This window comes from Bifidobacterium sp. 7101 (assembly GCF_000499285.1).
Classification (GTDB): domain Bacteria; phylum Actinomycetota; class Actinomycetes; order Actinomycetales; family Bifidobacteriaceae; genus Bombiscardovia; species Bombiscardovia apis_A.
The window spans coordinates 1-20,717 of record NZ_AWUN01000002.1; the positions used below are offsets into that span (position 1 = coordinate 1).

Here is a 20,717-nt window from a genome sequence, read left to right on the forward strand (position 1 = left end):
AAGTACGGCAGCCAGTTCAGAGAAGTAAGAGTGCATTATGTCTGGGGTAATCCTGGGGTCGGTAAGACCTATAGTGTCTACGCCGAGAATTCGCCTTCCGACATTTACAGAATTACCGATTACACCAGTCACCCTTTTGATGGGTACGAGGGCCAAACGATTCTGGTTCTTGATGAGTACGACAGCCAGCTGCCGTTCTCTTTCCTCCTCAATGTGCTTGACCGGTATCCTTTGACTCTTCCCGCTCGGTATCATAACCGGCAGGCGGCTTTCGATGAGGTGTGGATAATCAGCAACAAGCCCGTGGATGACCAGTATCCGAGAATCTCTTATATCCAACGCCGAGCGCTCATGCGACGTATAACAGATATGCGCTTGATTGAGCGACAGTCGAGTGAGAGCTAGTTTTCACCCACTTTAACGCCCGACTGCCCCTCACGCTTGATCATCCCCGCAAGGCAGGCCCGCATTTCCGTTGCGTACGCTGGCAACCTGTCCACATCCGCGAGACCAGGCACGGAATTATCAGGAAGTTCTTCCGGGCATGGCCACATAGCACTCCTTATGTTGTCGAAAATCCGCAGAATGGATTGGGTATATACATCTATGTCAATCTCGCTCCACACGGTTGCGGTTGGCAGAACCCGGTTGATTTCATCTTCCAGTTCGGCGCGTCTTTTCTTGAGGTTGGCGAGAGCGTCCTGCTTCTCTTGGTTGCGCCTTTTAACCTCGGCCACTTCGTGCCTGTAAGCTTGAATCTTTTGCTCATACTGCGCCTGAATTACACTATTCTGCGCCGCTATTTTCTTCCTCTGCCCTGAACACCATATACCTTCCAGCCAGTCAGCAATCATCTGGCATATAGGGTGCGCCAGCCACATGAGTCCCCAGAGAGCTACGACTACAAGACCTATGAAGAGAATGAGCATCGACAGTAGTTGGAGACCGCTTGAATGGACGGCTACGCTGTCGATAACCGCGAACACCACCAGCGCCAAGAGTCCCAAGAGGAACTGTTTTTTGTAGGCAGCCGATGCTTTGGGATGCCACCCTCGAGGATTGAAGGCAGGGTTCCTCATCAAGTCAGGGCTTTTCTCCGGGATTCTCCCGAAAGTTCCGTGCACAGGGTAATCCGGCGCGGGCTCCATTTTCGCTTCGAGAACCGCGGGATCCACCAGCTCGGGATGGTTACCGATTTCATCTTTTGCAATGCGCAGGAAGTCTTGAACCCGTGCCCGCTGCATAGCGTCGGTGCGTTGTTTGATGGTGTTTATGGATTGCTGGGCCTTTTTGCTCCACTGGCTGTATTGCTTTCCTGCATCGGTGGATGTTCTCCAAGTCGAAAACTGGGCGCGAACATTGGCTTTGGTCGCGTCAATCTGCTCTTCCTGGCCCGCAATGAGTGCTTTGGTGTTTTCAATGAGTATTGACTGGTTATCTGCTGAACGTTTAAATCCGGCCAGGAAGATTTTCTTTTGATCCGACAAAAGCACGTTGGTGTTTTCGATGGCTTTATTGGCTTGGGAGCTCTCACGTTTGAGGCTTTCCAGATAATTGTTGGTCTCCGCCTGCCGGGCTTGCAGCAGGTTTAGGTTCTGGTTCTGCTCAGCCAGCAATTCATTGTTTCGTTCCTGGGCGGCAGTCTGCGCACGTTCTTCCGCAAGTTGCGCCTTGCCATGAGTCCCACGGCTTTCTTCAAATCGTGAATTTGATTGCTACCGCTCTATCTCGCGCTCATTGCGATTGCCCAGATTGAATACATAACTGCTCCCTTAAGCACTATCCCAAATATGGCCTCTCAGAAGATGCCATACACAGGAGGCTAACAGATGGAAGTGACCAATTTAGCTTCGTATCATGGCAGTAGAGGAATCTTCAAAAAACTGGACAGCTTACATGAAACAGGTGGGATTGCGCCTGCAACAAGAACGCCTGGCACAAGGATTGAGCCAGGAGCGCCTGGCATATGCCGCAAACCTTTCCCGATACACATACCAAAAATTCGAGAAAGGCGAATCAAAGCCAGGTACGCCCGCGAACCCAAGCTTGCATAACATTATGGCAATTGCGCAAGTTCCGAACATAACCCTCGACGAACTATTGCCAGCCGAATGGCCTGATTTGAGAGCAAAATAGAGAACCGCAACACCCCCCCCCCCAGTTATTGCGGATTATTTGCCCACATTTTGCCCACAATCTATCACAAACACATCAGAATCAACGCGAACGACAAGTAACATAATCGCTGCAATTACAACGTTTTCCACAATCTCCCGCAGAATACCAAGCCTCTGACAAGGGTTCAAATCCCCCTACCCCGACAAATGCAATAAATAAGAGGCCGGCAATATTTGTAGGCCTCTTATTTTTTCCTGTTACTTCGTATAATCACCAAGCTGCATGATCCGGTGCTTAATCCATGTCAGCTCATATCGGCCAAGGTTGGGAAGACCTGATGATTGCCGACACGACTGACCTTGATGGCCGCTGCCTTGTTGGCAAAATTCACCGCCTTCAGGAAATCACCGTGCTGGGCATAATTGACGGCAAGGGCGCCGGCAAATACGTCACCGGCACAGACGGAGTCCAGTGCGTGGACCTTGACTGAGTCAATTTCGTAGATCTCCCCCTCGTGCAAAACCACGCTCCCATCGGCACCCAGCTTGACGATGACGGTCTTTGGACCCATGCCGGCTATGGCCTTGGCAGCCTTAACCGCCTCCACCTTGTCGGTCACGCGAATACCGGTGATCCGCTCAGTTTCCTGCTGGTTGGGCGTGACACAATCAGCATATGCGAGGGCCTCGAGGAAGAAACCATCCGCCGGAGCTGGGTCGAGGATGATATACATGCCCTTGCGTCTGCCGGCCTTCAGAGCCGCCAAGACGGACTCGCGACTGGTCTCCAGCTGCATAAGCAGAACCGGAGCCTCCATCTGATCCAAGGCTGTGTCCACTTCTGCGGCAGTGATGGTGTCATTGGCACCAAGCGTCCCCACCATGGTATTCTCGGAAGTCTGATCCACCTGGACGATGAACGTTCCGGTCCCCTCATTGCCATTGCGCATGACGAACCGGGTATCGACACCCCAATCGCTTAAATTGTCAAGCATCTGCTTGCCTGCGCCGTCCTCACCGACCGCGCCCAGCATGGCCACCTTGCCGCCCAACTTGGCTGCAGCCACGGCCTGATTCGAACCCTTCCCGCCTGGCAGCATGGTGATGCTCTTTGCTGTAGCCGTATCCCCATGTCTGGGATAGCTGGTCACCAGGGCCTTGACATCCAGGTTGATGCTGCCCAGAACTATAACGTCATAATGCATGATAATCTCCTCAAAATTGATATGAATTCGCCGCTATCAGGCAAGGCTTCGCCTCACGCAGCGGCTCTCGGCCTTAGCGTGTGTGTGATTTACGATTGGTATGGACTCAGCTGACAGGCATCATGGTGCGTAGAGATGGGATCGTCAGCAACAGCCCGAGCACAAGGGACGGATATCAGACCTCTTGCGGGCCCACCGCCTCCTTGAAGAGTTCACGCGTGGCACGAACATTTTCGGCAAGGCTGTGACCTTCGCGGAATATGGCGCTGGTGCCTCCGATGAATCTAGTCGCTCCTCTGCGTACACATTCAGGAATGGTTTGGCGGCCGATGTTCCCATCCACCTCAATGGGGATATTCATGCCTCGGCTGCGGATTCGATCGGCCAAATCACTGATTTTGCCGTACATGGGTTCGATGAATCGCTGCCCTGCGAAGCCGGGATTGACCGTCATCAGAATCACATAATCCGTGACGTCGTATATGTAGTCCAACACGTCCAGCGGCGTAGCAGGGCTGATGGCCACTCCCGCCTTGAGGCCTGCCTTATGGATTGCCGTCAGAGTCCCCTGCAGGTTTCTGGTGGACTCTGCATGAACGGCGATTCCGGAAGCCCCGGCCAGAGCGAACATGTCAATATAGCGTTCGGGCCGCTCCACCATCATGTGCAGGTCCAACGGCTTGTCGGTAATGGCCCGCACCTTGTGTACGAAGTCGGGACCAAGGGTGAAATTCGGAACGAACGATCCGTCCATCACATCGATATGGTAGAAATCAACGCCCGCCGCATCAAGCTCCCTGACATCACGTTCCAGGTTGCCCAGATCGGCGCACATGAGCGATGGCCCTATTTCCAGCATTACATCTCCTATTTACACGCCCCTTGTCTGTGAGCTGTCACGAATGACAAGGTGCGGTTCGATTGAACGTTTCTGCGGCTTCCCCTTGGTGGACACGGTGCTTTCAAACAGATCCATGATCTGCTCGCCTATGTCCTCGGGAAGCTGATTGACCGTGCTTAGACGTGGCACGGAATATTCAGCCAGTTCGATGTCGTCATAGCCAAAGACCCGCATGTCCTCAGGTATCCGGATTCCCAGGTCGGCACAGGCTCTCATGGCTCCGATGGCCATAATGTCATCAGAGCAGAAGATGCCATCCACGGACCCTGGGTGATCCTCAAGGAAACCCTTTGCCGCCTGGTATCCTCCGGTCAGGGAGAAGGAAGTCGTCAGTTTGACAACCGGCTTCACCCCTGCCTCGGTGATCGCCTTCAGGTACCCGGCATACCGATCCTCAGAACTTTTTTCCTGCTCAGGTCCTGATATGAACATGAGATGGCTGCAGGAACCCTGTTGGATCAGATACCTGGTGGCCTTGTACCCTCCCGCTCGGTGGTCCACATATAAGGCCGAATACGGATGGGAGAAGCATGCCCGATCCATCGTGAGTGTGAAGATACCCTGCTTATTGAGCTTGGTCAGGTCTTCTTCATCAACGAACAAGGAGCTGATGATGGCCCCGCGGACTCGGATGCCCTCCATAAACCGCAGATAATAATCGACCTTATCGCGTTCATCCTTGCTGTTGCATAGATATATATGGAGTCCTCGCCGGTCTGCGGCCTGTTCTATCCTCCCTGATAAATCAGCAAAGTAGGGATTGCCCAGGTCGGGAACCAAGAGAGCGACCAAATCCGATGACTGCTCGGACAGGGTCCTTGCCACGAAGTTCGGCTGATATCCAAGCTTTTTGACTATGGCGTTGACCTTGCTTACCGTCGCATCGCTGGCCCCTCCTTTCTTGTTGAGAATGCGCGACACGGTTGCTGTGGAAACACCGCTCAGCTCCGCAATATCCCTAATCGTCACCATCAGTCGATCCTTATATCTTTGCGATGGAGGGCCCTACATGGGATAGATTCCCTGGGCCTAACCGGTTACTTCAGGTTAAACCGGAGACGTGATTTCAGCGAGGTTTCCAGGACTTCTATAGACTCGAGGCATCACCCCCGACTCCAGCTCTGTCCGGCTCGTCCGCGCGCTTGCCGACAGGGGATAGAGAAGAAGATGATGAAGGCTCAAGGTCTGCGGCAACTCCACCTTGTACCGAAACCGAACCAGCCCCAGGGGCGGCATCGAGCTGGTCAACAGCAACCGAACCGACGCTGATTCCTGCTGCCGACTCCCTGCGAAGCCTTCTGACATACCAGGCGAAAAGCCCGATATAAGCCAACAAGGCCAGCAGAGCCAAGCCGATGGTTTTCAAGTCGAGGGTTCGAACCGCATTGCCGATCAGCATGGCCAACATCTTCTCCAGCGGGTCCGAATCCACGGCCGAAAACATCTCGTTCTTGCCAAGCCCGGCGGGGAAGACGCCCATAGCCTTCGAAGTCTGGGTCAGGAAGGGCGATATCAGGCTTGCGGCCCAAAGGAAGAGGGGAATCATAATGGTTCCTATCAGGGTCATTCTCACCACCTTGCCCCTGGCTCCTATGAGGAGTGAGGGCGCCAGCACGGTGAGGATGATCCCTCCGAGGGGAAGCACTGAATTGCCTGGAAGAATCATGGCGATCAGCAACAGAATGGGCGCCAGGATGTTGGCCACAGCCCAGAGCTCAGCCCGGGAGGCCAGAATGGGCCAATCAATGGCGATATACAGCTTGCGCCCTTTCATGCGACGCTCCATGAAAGAGGTGACACCCTCAGATAGGGGGCCAATAGCGGGAGCAAACCAGTCCCCTACGACTCCGAAAAGCTCCAAGCAGACACCGGAGGAGAATGCGAGTGCGCAGATATGGGCGGCATCCTGGCGACCCAGCAGACCCACGAATACACCCAAATATGCGCCTATGGCCCCCTTGCTTCCCAGGAATCCGATCTTCTTGTTCAGAGTCTCGGCATCGAAATCGAATCGATCAATGAAAGGCAGGACTTTGCTGATCAGACGATCGAGGAGGACAACCACTGGGGTGACAAGCAGCGCAGGGTGAGCCGTAGTGGTGATGTTGTCCTGATCGTACCCAAGCAGATCATCGATGGTAGGCTTCATGGCATCAGCGTTGAAGAGCATCAAAGCATAGATGAAAACCACGAAAACGGACATAAGGAAGAAGTTCCCACCAGCGCTCCAGTTGATGAGAAGGCCGAGTATGGATACATTCCAAATGTTGAACAGATCGACGTTCAGGGTGTTGGTAAGCTTCAAAGCCAGCATGACCAGATTGGTCACAATGCAGATAAGAGCGAAATAGAGCGTGTACAAGGAGCTCCAGGTAATGACGGCAATGGGCGCCCATCCCAGATCCGTGACCGACAGATGAAGGCCGGTATAACGCACAAAGGCCTTGAGAGCCGGACTGAAGGTGTTGGTCAACAGTCCAATGACCGCACTCATGCCGGTCAGAGCCATGGCCATTCTCAAGCCGCCCTCAAACGCCTTGGACAGTTTGACACCGAAAGCCAGCGACAACAGGGTGATGATGAAGAACATCATGGCTGCGCCGCCCAGGCCTATGAACCAATTGAAACCGTGGTCCAGTGCCTGCACAACTGAATCGAGATTCATGGTGCTGCGATACCTCCTTGTACGACACGATTGCGTAACCGGTTACTCAAAGTCTTATACCATTTGCAGCGATCGCGCAAGCAGCCGCAAGGCAAAAACGTCAATCACAAGAGACTAGGAAGTTGATTTTTCGCTGTTATAACAGCGTTTTGGATACTAAGAAAATCGCAACACCATTTGGACGAACAGCCCATTCCGCCTTTGACATCCTTATATATCCCACTAGATTACGAAACCGATTACTCATTGACGATAAATAACTGATCTCCTGACTGTGAGCAAACCGACCCAGACCCGCAGGTCCCCGCGGAAGTTCAAGCCGTAGAATGTATATGAATAATTGACGCATCGTATAATCGCGTGCATCACGATTCCATCATTGATGACGAGCGGAGGCCACATGGACGAGGTCGGTTGGCAGGACAGCAAGCAGAAAAAGCCTCAACAGTCCTACATGCAACCGGACGGCAGCTTCGACACCCAAGCCTTCCTGGATGGACTGGATGCCATCTTCAACGCCGGCAAGGCCCGCGACGAGGCCGAGCCATACCTGCAGCAGGCGTTGGTGGATGCGGAAAATGCGGGTGATGACGCCGGACTGCTGACCGTGCTCAACGAAACCATCGGATTTTACCGGTCCCAGGGGCGCCACCAGGAGAACATGTGGATGATTCAGCGTGCCATCGAACTGGCCTCACGCATGCGCATCGAGGGGTCCGATGCCTGGACGACCACGCTGATCAATGCAGCCACAGGTCTACGGGCAGCCAAGAAGTACGACCAGGCTGAGGATCTCTACCGGCAGGCGCTTGCCTCTGCAGCCAAAACCCTTGGGCCCAAGGACCGGCGGTTGGCGGCCCTGCACAACAACCTGTCCATGCTCTACAGCGAAACCGATCGACCCGACCAGGCCGAGCAGGAGCTGCGCCAGGCCATGGGCATCCTGGAGAATTCCAGTACTGATCCTTCCCGGGATCTGGATCTGGCCACCACACACACCAATCTGGCCCTTATGCTCATGCAACGCAATGACAATCCGCAGACCCTGCAGGAGGCCTGGGGCCAGGCTCGCACAGCCTTGGACATCTATCGAACCGGCCACCTGGAGAACAGCGCACACTATGCCTCGGCCCTGGCAGGCTTCGCCCAGGTCTGCTATATGACCGGACGATTCAGCCAGTCGGCAGACACCTACCGCAAGGCCCTGGCCATCATTGAGGATCGGTACGGCAAGGGCAGCGACTACTACCAGATCACCAAGGCCAATCTGGACCAGGCCCAGACCGCCGCCGAAAAAGCCAAAGACGAGGACCAATCCGACCAGGCCGGTGAAGCTGCACCCAGCCAACCGAAGGCCGGGAATCACAACAGTGACAAGGGTCCGCGTGATTCCCGCCCGGATATTCAAGGGCTGGACCTGGCCAAGGCCTACTGGGAGCAGGTGGGCCGCCCCATGCTGGAGGAAGGCTACCCCCAATATCGCAGCCGAATCGCCGTAGGCCTGATGGGCCATGGCTCGGACTGCTACGGCTTTGACGATGCCATCTCCCAAGATCACGATTTTGGCCCCGGCTTCTGCCTGTGGCTGACCAGCGAGGATTACCAGGCCATCGGCAACCAGCTGCAGAAGGACTACGAGGCTTTACCCACTGAGTTCATGGGGTTCGGCTCACGGACCGACAGCGTCAGAGCAAAGGGAGCCAACCGCCGCGTGGGCGTCTTCGAAATCGGCGCCTTCTTCGAATCCCTGACCGGCTATCGGCAGGCGCCCCCGGAAAATCATCCACACGAGTGGCTGCTCCTGGACGAGGCCACGCTGGCGGCGGCCACCAATGGCAGGATTTTCGCGGATCCTCTGGGACAGATGCTGGCCACCAGGCAGGGGTTCAAGGCCATGCCCGACGATGTGCGCTTCTGTCTGATCTCCCGCCGGCTGGGCATGATAGCCCAGGCTGGCCAGTACAACCTGCCGCGGAGTCTGCAGCGGGGCGACGGGGCAGCCGCCATGCTGTCAATCAATGAATTCGTGCGGGCCTGCGCCTCCTTGATCTTTCTGATCAACAATCCGCTGACAGTCGGTTATCTGCCCTATTACAAGTGGACCTTCGCGGCCCTGCGGCGGCTGAGCGGACGAATGGCTACCAGGCTGGCCGACCTTACCGGGCAGCTGGAGAGTATCCTGCGCCTGGCTTCGGCTGCCTGTTACGGAGGGCAAGGCTTTGGCGAGGGTGGCAAGGGATTCCGGCCGGCCGCCGAACGCGTAACCAAGCTTGTGGAGTCCATCTGCGCAAGAATCGTTGAAGAGTTGCAGGCGGAGGGCTTGACCAACAGCCCGGAAACCTTCCTGGAATGGCAGCGCCCCTATGTCGAGGCCCACATCTCCAGCGACGATCCGGTTCTGCACAGCATCTGAAAGGAGCCAAAGATGGCTAACGACGAGCAATGTCAGGATGAGGAATCCCTGCGCGAGCGGATCGTCCGCCACGAATGGGAACAGTTCCAGCAGGTCAACAATGAGGGTGGTCCGGCCAACTGTCAGGGCAACTGGCCCATGTTCCACCAGATGCGCTTGAGCCAGTTTCTGACTTGGCCGCATCCCCTGCTGACCAGCTATGCGGACGACCTGGATCAGGCCGACAAGGCAGGACGCAACCTGTTGACCGAGAAATATGGGCGGATGATGGAGTCCACAGCCCCGGACCTGTACCACAGCAATATCGCCCCCTACCTGCCCAAGCTGGGCCTGGATCGCCAGGAGCAGCAGGAGCGCATCATCGACCGGCAGGTGGCCTGGGCCAAGGACTTCCGCGAGCGCTACCCACGCTTGGGTCAGGAGATGCGGGTCCTGCGCACCAGCGAGGACACGCCGGAAGCCACCTCCTTCGAGACCTATCTGCGTGGCGAACTGGGCACCTACTCGGCCCGAACACTGGATCTTTACCAGTCCATGGTGGAGCAAATCAAAGCCAAGGGCGGCAACCTTACCGAGGAAACCATCCTGGCCACGGTGCAGTTGAACGGCTTTGAAACCCTGGACGAAGCCGAACAGGCCCAGGATAAATCACCTGAACCACAATCATGAGGTCCATCTGACCAACCAGTCGAGCGGTCAGGTAGAGTTGACGGGTGCAAAAGCTGAAACGGGCGGGCTTTACCGCCGCCTCCTTTGTGGTCATCCTGCTGGTCATGCTCATTTTGGGCCGGGCCATGACGCCGGACTGGCAGGTGGAACCCTACCGCGACCATCTGCAGGTCTCGACTCGGTCCACTGCCGTCGCTTCAAGCCTGGGCCCCACCACTCCTGAGGGCACCCACCCAGTCAGGGAACGGAAAATCGGCATTACTCTGGACGGCGGAGTCCGTATCCAAGCCATCGTCAGAGAGCCAAGCGACCGAAAGGGCACCGGACCGGCCTGCCTGTTCATCCATGGCGCCGGAACAGGCAAATCCTCCGAAGTATACGGCGACCTGGCTTCAGCCATGGCCTCGGCCGGTATCACCACCCTGGTGCCCGACAAACGTCTGGACACCTACACCACCTTCCACCGCGACTATCAGGCCATGGCCGCCGACTACGGGCGCTCCCTTGATCTTCTGCGCTCCTGGCCCGGTGTGGATCCAACCAAGGTTGGTCTTTACGCTGAGTCCGAAGGCACCTGGATATCGTCCATCATGACCGCCAAGGACCCCAGCATCGCCTTCTCCATCCTCACTTCGCCTCCCGTCTACCCGGGACGACAGCAGATGGCCATGGCGGCCACCAGCTACTTGGATCTGATTGGCGCACCCAAGGGAATCCGCAACGTGATACCCCGGCTCATGGGCATGGACCTGTCCCTGCTGGGCCTGGAGTACGCCGACTTCCCATCCCTGCCCTATCTGGACCAGCTGCGGATGCCGGTCATGATCAACTTCGGCACCAAGGATGTCTCCATGCCAGTCGAGCAGGGGGCGCGCGAGATCATCCGCAGAACTCATGCAAGCGGCAACGACAACGTGACCCTGCGCTACTACCCCACCAACCATCAGATACGTACCGGCAGTCGACTGGCCAAGGCCGGGTTACCCCTGGAACCCAGATATACCCATAATCTGGAAGACTGGATCAACGCCGTGGCACTGGGCACCCAGGCCAACCAGTGGTCAACTCCTATGATTGCCGGCAGCCAGCCCCATCAGCTCAATCAAGTGCCCGAGCACACGAATACAGGGTTGATACCTTCGCTCACCGCCCTGCTGGCGCTAATGGCCTGTGGCCCCATCCTGCTGGCTGCCGCCCTGGTATCTGCCCTGATTGGAGCCTTGAGTTCACATCTGCGAGCACGAGGCAATAACCACCGACGGTCAGGTTTCGGCAAAGGCCTGGCCGGACGGCTCTGGTCGCTAGGCCTGCTAGCCGCAGGACTTATGGCTGCCCTGCTGGCCTATGCATTTACTGTGGTCCGCCAGGCGCTTGGCCTTATGCACCTGTCCTCGATGATGGCATCATGCTGGTCCCTGTTATCCGTCCTGTGCCTGGTACTCATCCTGCTCCTGGCGAGCACCCTGACCTCTATCTTCAGCCGATCTGACGGCAAACCAGCTGTTGCCGGGGCTGGCCACTGGCTGACCCTGATCCTGACCCTACTGGGGTCTCTGGCCATCCTTGGCAGCCTGATCTTCTGGAATATCCTGGTCTTTTGAGACAGAGCGGGTGCGCCTTGCTGATGCCAGCCAGGCTAATACAGACGCGCCAATCAGCACTACGCCCAGGCCGGCAAAAATCAATGGAATAATCCGCTGCCAGGGTACGACTATGGTCAGATCCGTACCGTAACGCAGAAAGACCAATCCTAGAGCCAACATGGTCAGAGCCAAAAGTCCAACCAGGGCGCCAAAAATGATGGTAGGCAGGCTGGGCCCGCTAGGACGGACCGGCTCCGGCGGCTGCATCCGAACCTGGTATATCGGGGGTGGGGATTCAACCGGCATGGCCTTGGTGATGCGTTCCTGACGATCCATCGGCTCGTCTCCTTCTGGTTGCTGCGTATCAGTCATCTTCCTGATCCTCCCCAAACTGCCATGGATTGTAGCTGTAATCCCAATAATCATTGATCAAGCCGCTGTAGAGCTGCGCCCGCTTCGGCTGGGTAGCACTCCCCTGGGCTTGCACGGTGACCCGTGCACCGGCCATGAGATTGGCTTCGACAATCAATTCGGGCTCGTCGGGCATATGCCACTGATCCTCCTTGGACGCTCGCAGGGCTTCCTCCCAATCGCGTCGTTCAGCTGATGACGACGTATTGCCCCACCACATCCAGTTCCCTTGTTCCGTCTCGGTTATCCAGTCAGCCGCTCCTGATCCCAAGACCCTGTAGAGATCGGCGTGTTCCCTATAGGACAAACTGCATCCCTTAGGTATGAGCAGGCGAACGTCAGCATAGGCCACAGCCAGGCGGACGGTGCCCGTCGGGCAGCCTGAGACTGTACTCACCGCATCATCCATAATCTGAACACGATGGGTGCCGTGTTTCTGCTCATAACCAGTCAGGTCAATGACGGCACTTCCCTGATCGTGCTGGTCTCCGACCAGCTTGATACCGCGGCGATAACGCCTCATGTCTGCACTGTCCGCCCCCAACAAACGCCCATGGTTATTGCCGTTAACCTGAACTGTGGCGTAGTCGGCCAAGACCCTGCGGTTCTGAGTTTGCTCAATGCCTGGTATGGCCGAACCGGTGGCCAGAATCAGGACAACCAGGCAGGCCATCAAGGCAATGGGGGTCAACCCTCCAGACCTGCGGCCCATCAAGCCCAGGACCAGTATGACCACGCCAAGTGCCAGCGTGACGCCTCCAGCCCAGATCAGAGCATAGGCCAAGGCAGCATTCAATCCGCGATAGGGGTTCGCGGCCATCCACCAGACCCCTGCTCCGGAGACCAGGATCAGTCCTGATAGAAGACTGACCAGCACAGGTCCGGCGGGGCGACGTCGTAGCCGAGGCGGAACCGACGGAACCTTAGGGGCTATTCCCGGCCCTGTCGAGAATGACCCCCCTGTACCATAGCCCGGCCAGGCACTGAATCCATATGACTGATTCATATTCCCAGCAGGTTCTGCAGGGCCTTCCGCCCCCGTCCAACCTTCGGGAGCTGCACCAGCGATGGGATTGCCCCCATCTTGAGTATTATTCGAATCGCTGCCAGCGTTTGCCGAATCCTCTGTCTCAGAGATGGGTCCAAGAGAGGTTACCTCCCCTTGTTGCCCCAAAGTTCCATACGAATCGGAATGCTCCGGCTGATTCTTGAATCCTTCCGAGCTCGCATTGCTTGCCGTCTGTGCATTGCTTCGCGTCCCTGTGTAATCCTGGTATCCCTCATACCCCGAAAAGCTTGGGTACTCAGGCTGATTCGAATACCGCTGCGAACCTGTGCCACTCGGCCGTTCCGAATACTGCGGTCCCATCACCCAAGGATCGCCCGAAACCGGCCTGCCGGCATCCGGCCCAGCCCAGTACCCTCTTTGATACTCCAGGGCCTTGTTGCGGCTCCACCGGATGAGCAGGTACAGGATCAACGCGCCCAAAGCCAGGGAAAAGATTCCGACTCCAGGAATCAGGATTGCCAGCAGCCAATAAATGATGATGCCCACCATGGAAGCGTGCCAAATCCCGTGAATCAGCTCCTGGGCAATGATGACCCCACGCCGGTCCGGCAAGACGAACCAGGCAAAACCGTAGAAGGCAGCACCGGTGCCGAAGAAAAAGACCGCCAGAATCATCAGCGCTCTGACCAGGGTCACGCTCCAGCCCAGCCGACGGGCCAAGGCTACGCAGACGCCACCGATCCATCCCTGGTCACGAATCAGATAGGACTCCCTGCAGGCGCGGAAGAACCTGTCGGACTTCCACTGCCAGCCGTTCTCAGGGCCATTGCCGTTCATCTCACCATTCATGTCTTCATTACAACACCCAGCGAGCGTGAATCTTATGGGGGAACACCCTGATTCAACCCTGATTTCTTCCCCTTACTGCCTTATCGGCACCGTCCGAAAACGATAATGGAAGCATGAACGCAACCATGCAGGAACAACAAACGCTGAAGGAACCGCCTCCTCTGCACCCTGCGCGCATGCCCCTGATGAGGCCGCACAAGGGCAGGATCCTGTGCGGAGTCTGCAAGGGCGTCAGTTTGCACCTGGGTATCCCCGTCTTCTGGATACGCCTGGTCATGGTTCTCCTGGCTCCCAAAATGATCACCTGCGTGGTCTACTGCTTTCTTTGGTTGACACTTCCCCAGGGCGATCCCACCCAGGCAGTCCAACCGCATGATCCGCGGTCAGCCCCGCTGGCGCCCAGCATCCTTACTGGGCAACCAGGTCAGAAGGAGGATCACAGCATCACTCCCGGGCGGGTAACCAGACTGCTGGCAGGCCTGGGCATCATCCTCCTACTGACCGCGGTCATTCTGCTCAGCAGCGGTATGCGCCCCGCCTTTGTCGTCCCCTGCCTGCTTTTCTGCGCTGGACTGGTCCTGGCCTGGCTGAGGCCGGAGAACCAAGGAACCGGCTACCACCTGCCGGCCCTGATCGGAAGCCTGGCCCTGATCCTGTCGGCTGCGGTAATCTTCCTGCTGTCCACCCAGGAATTGCATTGGGCCCTGACCCTGATAGTCCTGGCCGGCCTGCTTCTTGTAGGCGTAACCGCAGTGGTCGTGCCCTGGGTCGGCTCAATCATTAGCCAGCTGGGTGATGAACGCGCCATGAAGGAACGCGAGGAGGAGCGGGCCGATATGGCGGCCCATCTGCACGATGGCGTTCTGCAGACCCTGGCCCTGATTCAGCTGCATGCCGACGACCCGCATACCGTCTTCACCCTGGCCCGATCCCAGGAGCGCGATCTGCGCAACTGGCTCTATCAGGAACGCACCCCCTCAGACCGGTCCGTCAGCACCGGGCTGAGCCAGATAGCCGCACAGGTGGAAGACGAATCCGGCAAGCCAATCGAGGTGGTCACCGTGGGCGACGCCATGCCCTGCGCCCAGACCGATGCCTTGCTCAACGCGGCCCGGCAGGCCCTGGTCAATGCCGTCACCCACGGTGGTGAACCCATCTCCGTATATTGCGAGGCCCGCAGGAATCAGGTTGAGGTCTACGTGCGCGACCACGGTTCGGGCTTTGATATGGATGCGATTCCAGCTGACCGTCTGGGAATACGCGAGTCCATCATCGGCCGGATTCGTCGGCGGGGCGGCAGGGTCGAAATCGTCTCCCGCCCTGATTGGGGCACCGAGGTCAGGATGCACATGCCGCTGTCCGAGGCCAGCCAGCATCAGGAGGGTAAGGTTGGTCGGGCCGAAAAAGGGCTGATGCCCAGCAATGATAGGATGCATGGTGAACCATTCATTCACAGACGCATGCCGGTCCGATCCCATCCACACTTGAGGACCCCGCGTCGGGAAAGGCGGGCTGAACCACGCCCATGACCACGACTGCAGCAGAGCCTCATCAAGCCCAGGATGGGTCCGCAAACATTCGCGTAGCCGTCGTCGACGACCATGAGATGTTCCGCACCGGCGTCATCACCACCCTGCAGCCGCATTTTCACATCGTGGGTCAGGCGGCGGACGTGGAGTCCTCCATCCTCATGGTCAGGCAGACCCGTCCCGACGTGGTTCTGCTGGATGTGCACGTGCCCGGCGGCCAGGGCGGCGGAGGTGCCGAAATTCTGAGCCGTTCCCATCCCCTCTCCCCCCAGTCGGTCTTTCTGGCCCTTTCCGTATCCGACTCACCCAGGGACGTGGGTTCGGTCATCCGCGCCGGAGCCCGTGGTTACGTGACCAAGACCATCTCCGCCAAAGATCTGGTCTCTTCAATCCGCCAGGTGCACGAAGGATACGCTGTCTTCTCGCCCAAGCTGGCCGGATTCGTGCTCTCCGCCTTCCAGGAAGACGAGGTCGCAGATGCCGGCCTGGCAGAAGACGACGAACTGGACCGGCTCTCCGCGCGCGAGCAGGAGGTCATGCGCCTGATCGCCCGGGGCTACACATACCGCGAGGTGGCCTCCGAGCTGTTCATCTCCATAAAGACAGTTGAGACCCACGTCTCCAACGTCCTGCGCAAACTTCAGCTGTCCAACCGGACCGAACTGACCCGCTGGGCCGCAGACCGCCGCATCGTCTGAAAGTCCGCTCAGCAGGCGATACCGCGTTGACGAAGATGCTGGCGGAGACTGCTGATGTCCTGGGCAAGAATTCCATCCATGCCTAGCCTGTCAGCTATAGCCACATGTTCAGGGTCTGCATCAACGAAAATCGTATGCCCGGGGCTGATGGCGAAGCGGCGTAGGGCCAGACGATAGAAGAGCGGATCGGAGAGATCCAGATGCTCCTTGGATGAGATGAGCGTGCCTTTCAGAGCAGAGAGCGGCGAAAGGACCTCGGATGCCGCTGCAATCAGCTGACTGGTCGTCGCCGCCAGGCCCCCAAAGGGTCAGGCCAGCTCGCCGCAGATCCCCCAGCAGCTCCGATGCACCAGGAAGAAGGCCTTTCACTGCCAGGGTGTAGTTTTCCAGACAGACCCTAACCACCCAGGCGACCGCAGGCCCGTGAGTGGCTTCATAGTCGGCCAGTGCCTGCTGCGGATCCACACCCAGATTGATCTGTCTTCTGACGCAGGCGAAGCCCCAGGGGTCTTCCGGGTCCAGCACCATATCGACCACCCCGTCAGGGTACTGTCCAACCAGAGCTCGGCGCGGATCCCAATCCACCAAGGTCCCAGGCAGAGCGAGGAGGATACTGCCGCCGGAGGCTGCGAGATCGGGACGGTCGTCGCTGAACCTGTCATTGCTGGAGAAATCATAACCAGACATGTCACTTGAGATGTCTTGACCGGATCCCTGCTGTAACTCCCGATGCCGCCTTGCCATGCCCCCAGAATAAACATCTGGACCTACAGGGCCTACGGCAGATTCCAGTAAGCACGCGGTCAATCACTAGGCGAAAGCCGCGGGATGGATATATTGAAACCAGCAATGATTGGATCTTACGTTTTGCAACCTGCCCTGGGCGGGAGTCCCGCCCGGTACGAAAGGAGCCGTCATGCGTCGGCTGCTGCTCACATCCTCATTCTCCGCTACCGCTGACAGGCTGCCCGCCTTCCTCGGGGACTCGCCCAAGAATCATATGGTGGCCTTCATTCCCACGGCCAACCTCCCACAGCGTTCGGATGGTTATGTCCAGGAAGCTCGCAAGGCATTCACTGACATGGGCTGCAGGATCGACGACCTGGAAGTCTCGACCGCCGATCCGGAAACCATACGCCGAAGCCTGGAGGAGGACGACCTGATCTACTTATCCGGCGGCAACACCTTCTTCCTGCTGCAGGAGCTGCGTCGCTCAGGCGCTGCGGATCTGATCAGACAGCAGGTGAATCAGGGCAAACCCTATATCGGAGAATCGGCTGGCGCTGTGGTGACCGGTCCCGATATCGGCTTCCTGGATGCCATGGATCCACGCTCGGCCGCCCCGGATCTGGACTCCACTACTGGGCTAGGTCTGGTGGACTTCCGCCTCCTCCCCCACCTTGATTCCGAACCCTTCGCCGAGGTGACCAGGAAAATTCTGGACCACTACGGCGACGATGGTCCCATGGTGGCCATCAGCAACAGCCAGGCCGTGGCTGTCCACGGGCAGTGCCTGACCATTCTTTAGAGAAAACTCCAGTTTAGAAAAGTACCTGTCAGCGACAGAGGCCTTCCATGACCCGGCGGGCCTGATCCAAGCTATCGCCCGGACAGAGCAGGATGACACCGTCTCCCGCGAGCAGCCGCAGGTCGCCTGCGGGAATCAGCCGATGCTCGCCCCTGCGCAGACCGACCACGGCACATCCATGCGGCCAGGGAACCTGCCCCAGCAGACGACCAGCCGCTGGGCTGCCATGCTCTATGGGGAACTCCACAGTAACCCTGTCAGGAACCTGGGCATCTGGAGCATGCCCCCGGCGGTAACGCTCCAACAGAGCCTCGTATATGGGCTCGACACGCAGCAAATCGGATACCATCAGGGCCGTGAAGGCACATAGGGCCACGGGCAGCATATGAACCAGAGAGCCAGACATCTCCACCGTCAACAGAATGGACGTTATAGGAGCCTTGACCGAGGCCGTCAGGGTACCTGCCATGGCACAGACCGCGCAGACCGGAATGATTCGAGCGGGCATTCCCAGGGCGGCCGCACCCATACCGCACAGGGACCCGGTCAGCGTACCAACCGCCAGAATAGGCATAAAGATGCCGCCGGGGGCGCCGCTGCCAAAGGAAGTGGCCGTAAAGAGCATCTTGACCAGAAGCAAAACCAAAAGGTTGATGGCCACCGACCAAGCCACCTCGCGAACGCCTTCCGCCTTGCCGATCAGGTCCTCGCCGCCACCCAGAACAGCAGGCAGCAGCAATCCTACCGGCAGGGCCAGGAAGAGGGAGATCACCGGTCCCAGCTTCGAGGGCAGGTGACTGTAAAGGCTCTGCGCGCCCAGCAACAGACGGTTCATGGCAGCTCCCACAAGGCCGGCCACCAGCCCAAGGGGAATCATCAGCAGATACTGGGCAATGGTCAACTGGGGCAGAGCCGTAAAGTCCAGGACCGGGCGCAGGCCGAAGCGGTTTTTGGCGATGAAATCAGCACTCAGGCAGGCCATGGCCGCCGAAAGAAGAATCATTGGCGAAAAGGACCGGTGGATCTCCTCCAGAGCAAAGACCATCCCCGACAAGGGCGCGTTGAAGGCTGCAGACAGACCGGCAGCCGCGCCCGAGGTCACCAGGCAGGTCTCCTCCACACGGTCCCGGCGCAATCCTCGGGAAACCAGCTGGGAACCGGCTGCGCCGATCTGCACCGAGGGCCCCTCGCGACCCAAAGACAGGCCGAACATGCCGCAGGCCAGACCGCCTAGAAACCGTACACCCAGCACGGGGAGGGCAGGCATGCGCATGCCGTGGATGACCACACCCTCCACCTGCGGAATGCCGGAGCCGGAGGCCATGGGAACCCGGCGGACCATCCAGGCCAGGGCCAGGCCGACCAGCAGGGCGGCCAACAGCCAAGGAAGGATTATCAGAGGTTGGTCACGCATCTGTGCGTAGGCCCATCGAGCGAACCGGGTGCCGTAACCGATGCCCTGCCGGTAGAGCACCACCAGTACTCCCACCAGCAATCCGCAACACGCTGCTCTGAGGGCCACTAGCCACCGGCCGGCTCGACCTGGTCGGGTCGCCTCCAACTGTTCGGAACGATGGGTCTGATCCGTCTTATCTGCCGACGACCCTCTGTTAGACAGATTCAGCCTCACCGGCCTGCTCCTTCCCTCCTTCGCGCACAACGGTTTCCAGCATCCCCCAAGGCAGAGACCAGAAGCAATGACCTGGTCGACGACTTCAACCCTCCGGCAGTATGAACACCCGGGATACCAGCTTCCGTGCAAGATCCGGAAGGCAGGAGCCAGGCAGACAGACGGATACATCGTCGGAGCCCAATGGCAGTGCTGTCTGTTCGTCTGTTGCCGTCAGACTACCGTCCAGGACGACGGTGTCAACCTGGCCGCGATGGCCCACAAGATCCAGTAGCGAGACCCGACCCGGCACCGTATCCAGACACTGGCGCAGGGTAGCAGCCGAGGCCATGTGCAGTCTTCTGCATCCGACCACTTCCCGCACCTGGCGCAAATCAGGCCGCACTATGCCCTTGGACACCAGGAGTATCAGCAGACCTCCAGCATCCTCCAACAGCAGGAACTTGGAGAGGTTTTCTACAGAGAGCCCCAGCAGATCAGCAATGCCCAGCTCCATGCCCTGGTCGATGGTGTCCAAGGGCGGATGCTGTACGACACGCCAATCGATTCTCAAACCGTCCAGTAGCGCTCGAACAGGCACAGGCATCTTCCTGTCCTCCGAGCCTATTGACTTCTGGCCCATATCGCCTGTAGAGCCACAGTCAGCTCCGGTTGCAGGTTCAGCGTTGTCACTGCCTGGTCTCATGGACGTCCCATCAGTCGTTGGCCACCTCTGAGTCGGGCTTCAGCTCCTTCTCCTTCTGGCCTATCCGCTTCCTGTCTATGCGGTAGTAAGCATTGAAGAGACCGCCGGAGGTCAGTAGAACGATCAGAAGGACCAGCAGCCATATGTTCTCTTTGGCCTCGTATGTCTCAAGCAATTCATAAGAGGAGGAGATCATCTTCAACCAGCCTGCAACTGACACGAAGTACCAGGCAGTCGCCTGGTCAAGGAAGCTCAGCGCCCGTCGCCGTTCTGATCGGGTCCTGGTGGCCTGACGGAGAATTTCGTGCCCGCGTTTGCGCTCCAAGTGGATCTTGACGATGGGGGCCAGCCACCACCAGGGCGAGACCTCATCCCAATTCTTGCTGAGCTGATCAAAGTCGTCCAGGAGCTCCTGATATTCCTGCAGCTCCATCAGCCCCTGGAAGAGTGGAAATGTGAAAAGCAACCAATCCCCGATCAGAGAGACAATGGCGATGAATTGATCCACGACCCGACCTTTCCCTTGCAGAGTCGGCACCCAAGGGTCGGCTCGCGTGATTAAGCATGGCTACCATCCAACATTGTAGACACCAAGTTCCAGCCCAAACCGCTCTGCAATCGCTGACCTCAGGACTGCAAGCATAGGATTCCAGCAAATACAAAAATGCCCCGGATATGGCTCCGGGGCATCAACCAAGCGGACAGGGCGGGATTCGAACCCGCGGTGGCTTGCGCCACAACGGTTTTCAAGACCGTCTCTTTCGGCCGCTCAGACACCTGTCCAAAAGACGTGCCAATCAGGCACGTCACTCATCATACGACATC

General features: G+C 57.9%; 19 protein-coding genes and 1 tRNA gene. 8 read left to right on the forward strand and 12 right to left on the reverse strand.

The features are described from left to right. A partial coding sequence (locus P272_RS0102595) for a hypothetical protein (RefSeq protein WP_029678016.1) occupies positions 1-405 on the forward strand: 405 nt, incomplete at its 5' end. On the opposite strand, the gene P272_RS0102600 is transcribed toward P272_RS0102595, so the two are convergent. Continuing rightward, entirely contained in the window at positions 402-1,616 is a 1,215-nt protein-coding gene (locus P272_RS0102600) for a hypothetical protein (RefSeq protein ID WP_029678017.1), read from the reverse strand. The two genes, P272_RS0102595 and P272_RS0102600, sit on opposite strands and share 4 nt — an antisense overlap. Positions 1,617-1,857: 241 nt before the next feature. Here P272_RS0102600 and P272_RS09055 point away from each other — a divergent pair, with 241 nt between their 5' ends. After that, complete coding sequence (locus P272_RS09055; RefSeq protein ID WP_029678018.1) at positions 1,858-2,136, forward strand: helix-turn-helix domain-containing protein; 279 nt, start codon at positions 1,858-1,860, stop codon at positions 2,134-2,136. Between the two features lie 286 nt (positions 2,137-2,422). Here P272_RS09055 and P272_RS0102610 read toward each other — a convergent pair whose 3' ends face one another. From P272_RS0102610 to P272_RS0102625, 4 genes are all read right to left on the reverse strand, one after another. Next, positions 2,423-3,322 (reverse strand): ribokinase, encoded by a 900-nt coding sequence (locus tag P272_RS0102610; RefSeq protein ID WP_029678019.1) that lies wholly within the window; start codon positions 3,320-3,322, stop codon positions 2,423-2,425. Between the two features lie 175 nt (positions 3,323-3,497). Continuing rightward, positions 3,498-4,181, reverse strand: a complete 684-nt coding sequence (gene rpe, locus P272_RS0102615) for a ribulose-phosphate 3-epimerase (protein WP_029678020.1) — start codon at positions 4,179-4,181, stop codon at positions 3,498-3,500. Positions 4,182-4,193: 12 nt separating this feature from the next. After that, positions 4,194-5,195: a LacI family DNA-binding transcriptional regulator gene (locus tag P272_RS0102620; protein ID WP_029678021.1), complete on the reverse strand. Its 1,002-nt coding sequence runs from the start codon at positions 5,193-5,195 to the stop codon at positions 4,194-4,196. A gap of 115 nt (positions 5,196-5,310) precedes the next feature. Next, the gene (locus P272_RS0102625; protein WP_081709020.1) at positions 5,311-6,888 is read right to left on the reverse strand and encodes a PTS transporter subunit IIC; all 1,578 of its coding nucleotides are present in this window, start codon (positions 6,886-6,888) and stop codon (positions 5,311-5,313) included. A gap of 400 nt (positions 6,889-7,288) precedes the next feature. Here P272_RS0102625 and P272_RS0102630 point away from each other — a divergent pair, with 400 nt between their 5' ends. The 3 genes from P272_RS0102630 to P272_RS08585 are packed head-to-tail and all read left to right on the forward strand — an operon-like array spanning position 7,289 to position 11,571. Continuing rightward, positions 7,289-9,301 carry a DUF4037 domain-containing protein gene (locus P272_RS0102630; protein ID WP_029678023.1) on the forward strand — a complete coding sequence of 671 codons (2,013 nt, stop codon included), beginning with the start codon at positions 7,289-7,291 and terminating at the stop codon, positions 9,299-9,301. Positions 9,302-9,313: 12 nt separating this feature from the next. Next, on the forward strand, positions 9,314-9,970 hold the full coding sequence (locus P272_RS0102635; RefSeq protein ID WP_029678024.1) for a DUF4125 family protein: 657 nt from the start codon (positions 9,314-9,316) through the stop codon (positions 9,968-9,970). Between the two features lie 44 nt (positions 9,971-10,014). Continuing rightward, positions 10,015-11,571 carry an alpha/beta hydrolase family protein gene (locus P272_RS08585; RefSeq protein WP_052323151.1) on the forward strand — a complete coding sequence of 519 codons (1,557 nt, stop codon included), beginning with the start codon at positions 10,015-10,017 and terminating at the stop codon, positions 11,569-11,571. Here the strand turns inward: P272_RS08585 and P272_RS09220 are convergent. Both P272_RS09220 and P272_RS0102645 read right to left on the reverse strand, forming a co-directional pair. Further along, positions 11,512-11,925, reverse strand: a complete 414-nt coding sequence (locus tag P272_RS09220; protein ID WP_172636698.1) for an ABC transporter permease — start codon at positions 11,923-11,925, stop codon at positions 11,512-11,514. The two genes, P272_RS08585 and P272_RS09220, sit on opposite strands and share 60 nt — an antisense overlap. Next, positions 11,918-13,822, reverse strand: a complete 1,905-nt coding sequence (locus P272_RS0102645) for a PspC domain-containing protein (RefSeq protein WP_029678026.1) — start codon at positions 13,820-13,822, stop codon at positions 11,918-11,920. Before P272_RS0102645 ends, P272_RS09220 begins: the two co-directional genes overlap by 8 nt. Positions 13,823-13,935: 113 nt before the next feature. On the opposite strand from P272_RS0102645, the gene P272_RS0102650 reads away from it, so the two are divergent. Further along, complete coding sequence (locus P272_RS0102650) at positions 13,936-15,351, forward strand: ATP-binding protein (RefSeq protein WP_253269654.1); 1,416 nt, start codon at positions 13,936-13,938, stop codon at positions 15,349-15,351. Then, entirely contained in the window at positions 15,348-16,049 is a 702-nt protein-coding gene (locus tag P272_RS0102655) for a LuxR C-terminal-related transcriptional regulator (RefSeq protein WP_029678028.1), read from the forward strand. Before P272_RS0102650 ends, P272_RS0102655 begins: the two co-directional genes overlap by 4 nt. Positions 16,050-16,169: 120 nt before the next feature. On the opposite strand, the gene P272_RS0102660 is transcribed toward P272_RS0102655, so the two are convergent. Further along, positions 16,170-16,736: a hypothetical protein gene (locus P272_RS0102660; protein WP_029678029.1), complete on the reverse strand. Its 567-nt coding sequence runs from the start codon at positions 16,734-16,736 to the stop codon at positions 16,170-16,172. Positions 16,737-16,965: 229 nt separating this feature from the next. Here P272_RS0102660 and P272_RS0102665 point away from each other — a divergent pair, with 229 nt between their 5' ends. Further along, positions 16,966-17,577, forward strand: a complete 612-nt coding sequence (locus tag P272_RS0102665) for a Type 1 glutamine amidotransferase-like domain-containing protein (RefSeq protein WP_029678030.1) — start codon at positions 16,966-16,968, stop codon at positions 17,575-17,577. 28 nt (positions 17,578-17,605) lie between these two features. Here P272_RS0102665 and P272_RS0102670 read toward each other — a convergent pair whose 3' ends face one another. The 4 genes from P272_RS0102670 to P272_RS0102685 form a co-directional block, all read right to left on the reverse strand. Next, positions 17,606-19,099, reverse strand: a complete 1,494-nt coding sequence (locus tag P272_RS0102670; RefSeq protein ID WP_029678031.1) for a ClC family H(+)/Cl(-) exchange transporter — start codon at positions 19,097-19,099, stop codon at positions 17,606-17,608. A 193-nt stretch (positions 19,100-19,292) separates the two neighbouring features. Continuing rightward, on the reverse strand, positions 19,293-19,829 hold the full coding sequence (locus P272_RS0102675) for a YbaK/EbsC family protein (RefSeq protein WP_029678032.1): 537 nt from the start codon (positions 19,827-19,829) through the stop codon (positions 19,293-19,295). A 73-nt stretch (positions 19,830-19,902) separates the two neighbouring features. Continuing rightward, positions 19,903-20,400: a hypothetical protein gene (locus P272_RS0102680; RefSeq protein ID WP_029678033.1), complete on the reverse strand. Its 498-nt coding sequence runs from the start codon at positions 20,398-20,400 to the stop codon at positions 19,903-19,905. A 190-nt stretch (positions 20,401-20,590) separates the two neighbouring features. Then, positions 20,591-20,675 (reverse strand) — tRNA-Ser (locus P272_RS0102685). Between the last annotated feature and the right edge of the window lie 42 nt (positions 20,676-20,717).

Coding starts and splice junctions, on each gene's coding strand:
- P272_RS0102665 (WP_029678030.1), top strand. CDS start 16,966: ATGCGTCGGCTGCTGCTCACATCCTCATTCTCCGCTACCGCTGACAGG.
- P272_RS09220 (WP_172636698.1), bottom strand. CDS start 11,925: ATGACTGATACGCAGCAACCAGAAGGAGACGAGCCGATGGATCGTCAG.
- P272_RS0102635 (WP_029678024.1), top strand. CDS start 9,314: ATGGCTAACGACGAGCAATGTCAGGATGAGGAATCCCTGCGCGAGCGG.
- P272_RS0102655 (WP_029678028.1), top strand. CDS start 15,348: ATGACCACGACTGCAGCAGAGCCTCATCAAGCCCAGGATGGGTCCGCA.
- P272_RS0102625 (WP_081709020.1), bottom strand. CDS start 6,888: ATGAATCTCGATTCAGTTGTGCAGGCACTGGACCACGGTTTCAATTGG.
- rpe (WP_029678020.1), bottom strand. CDS start 4,181: ATGCTGGAAATAGGGCCATCGCTCATGTGCGCCGATCTGGGCAACCTG.
- P272_RS0102645 (WP_029678026.1), bottom strand. CDS start 13,822: ATGAATGGTGAGATGAACGGCAATGGCCCTGAGAACGGCTGGCAGTGG.
- P272_RS0102620 (WP_029678021.1), bottom strand. CDS start 5,195: ATGGTGACGATTAGGGATATTGCGGAGCTGAGCGGTGTTTCCACAGCA.
- P272_RS0102660 (WP_029678029.1), bottom strand. CDS start 16,736: ATGTCTGGTTATGATTTCTCCAGCAATGACAGGTTCAGCGACGACCGT.
- P272_RS0102630 (WP_029678023.1), top strand. CDS start 7,289: ATGGACGAGGTCGGTTGGCAGGACAGCAAGCAGAAAAAGCCTCAACAG.
- P272_RS0102610 (WP_029678019.1), bottom strand. CDS start 3,322: ATGCATTATGACGTTATAGTTCTGGGCAGCATCAACCTGGATGTCAAG.
- P272_RS0102675 (WP_029678032.1), bottom strand. CDS start 19,829: ATGGGCCAGAAGTCAATAGGCTCGGAGGACAGGAAGATGCCTGTGCCT.
- P272_RS0102650 (WP_253269654.1), top strand. CDS start 13,936: ATGAACGCAACCATGCAGGAACAACAAACGCTGAAGGAACCGCCTCCT.
- P272_RS09055 (WP_029678018.1), top strand. CDS start 1,858: ATGGCAGTAGAGGAATCTTCAAAAAACTGGACAGCTTACATGAAACAG.